We start from the raw sequence: 1,757 nt of genomic DNA on the forward strand, positions 1-1,757 counted from the left end.
GCCCGCCGCCTCGATGGCGGCGGCCGGGTCGACCAGTCCGGCGCCGAGCGCGGCGCTGTGCCCGCCCTCGGGGGCGTCGCGCGCCGTGGTCGCCAGCAGTCGACGCACCTCCGCGGGGGTCAGCTCCGGGTGGGCGGCCTTGAGCAGGGCCACCGCCCCGGAGACGAACGCGGCTGCCGCGCTGGTCCCCCACCCCTGCATGTAGCGGTCGCCGGGAGCGGCGATGATGACGTCCTTCCCCGGCGCGCTGACCGTCGCGTACCAGCGGCGGGTGGAGAACGGGGCCCGGCTCCCGGCCCGGTCGACGGCGGTCACGGCGATGACGCCGGGATAGCCGGCGGGGTAGGACACCGGGTCACCGGACTCGCCGCCGTTCCCCGCGGAGGCGACCACCACGACGCCCTGCCGGAGCGCGTAGCGGATGGCCGCGTCCTCCTCGGGATCGGGGTGCGCCGACTCGCTGTCGTCGCCGAGCGAGAGGTTGACGACGTCGGCACCGTGGTCGACCGCCCAGCGGATTCCCTCGGCGACCGCGTTGCCGCCCTCGGCGCGCTTCTGCCCCCGCGCCGGGTCGTCCTCCTCCAGCAGCACCCGCACCGGCAGGATCTGCGCCTCCGGAGCGACGCCGATGACGCCGCTGCCGCGGTCCACGCCGTGGCCGCGGCCCGCGATGATCCCCGCCATCGCGGTGCCGTGCGCGGCCCAGGTCGCGTCGCCCCGCGCGGCGCCGTGCGGCACCAGGTCGGCGCCCTGCAGGACGGCGCCGGACAGGTCGCGGTGCGAGGCGTCCACGCCGGTGTCGAGGACCGCCACGACCACCCCGCCGCCGCGGGTGGTCTCCCAGGCCGCGTCGGTGTTGACGGCTTCCAGCGCCCAGCGCTGCTGGTCGCGGATGGTGTCGGCGTGGGCGGCGGGGGCGGTGGTGAGGAGCAGCGCGAGGAGGGCGAGCAGCGTCAGGGCGAGGCGGGCCGTGCCGGGCCTGGGCGCCGGGCGGGCGGTCACGCCGCCTCCCCGGCGGTGTCGGCGGCCTTGCGGACGCGTCGCTCGATCCGGTCGGCGATGCCGCGGGTGTCGTGGCCAAGCCCCGCGAGGGCCGCGACCGAGCTCTCGTCGGGTGCGGTCGCGTCCGCCGCCGTCTGGGGCGGGCCGGCGGAGCGTCCGTCGGCGAAGCCGGTGACGGCGTAGACGACGACGGGCGCGTCGGTGAGCACCCGCACGGTCCAGGTCGCGCGGGGGACGGCGCCGGCGTCGCCGTCGGGGTCGGCTCCGGCGTGGTGACGCGGCATCAGGTCGGGGCGGGCGCCGAGGCCCCGGTCGGTGAAGTCGCGGTGGAGCTCGCGGGTCTCCTCGGGGCCGCCCCGGGTGAACAGCAGCCCGACCGTGGTGACGCTGGTCTCGGTGTCGTCGGTGTAGGTGGCGCGCACCACGCGGTGGCAGCCGGCCGGGGTGAGCGCGTCGAGGAGGGCGGGGTCGAAGACGTCGGCGCATCCGCTGTCCGGTGCCACGCCGGTGCGTATCCACACGCGGTCGGCGTCGCCCGGACCGGCCCCCTCGCCCTCGATGCGCGGGGGGAAGAGATCGTCGACGGGCAGGTCGCGCCACATGGCCCGGCGCTCGTCGAACGCGCGTTCCGCCGCGGTGACTTCCGGCGGCTCGGTGGTGAGCCAGGTGCCGACCGCCGCCCCGCCCAGCAGACCGGCCGCCAGCACCACGCAGAGGGCCGCCGCCGCGACGCGCAGCGGACCGCGGGGCGGCCG

At 78.1% G+C, this 1,757-nt stretch carries 2 protein-coding genes; both read right to left on the reverse strand.

Features of this window, described 5'->3' with window-relative positions:
* Positions 1 to 1,002, reverse strand: a 1,002-nt coding sequence (gene mycP / locus HCJ92_RS23915; protein ID WP_167935692.1) for a type VII secretion-associated serine protease mycosin, incomplete at its 3' end; no start/stop codon positions are given.
* Positions 999 to 1,757 (reverse strand): hypothetical protein (locus HCJ92_RS23920; RefSeq protein ID WP_167935693.1); only part of this gene is annotated, 759 nt, incomplete at its 5' end. The genes mycP and HCJ92_RS23920, both read right to left, overlap by 4 nt.

The organism is Streptomyces spiramenti, from assembly GCF_012034385.1.
Classification (GTDB): Bacteria; Actinomycetota; Actinomycetes; order Streptomycetales; family Streptomycetaceae; genus Streptomyces; species Streptomyces spiramenti.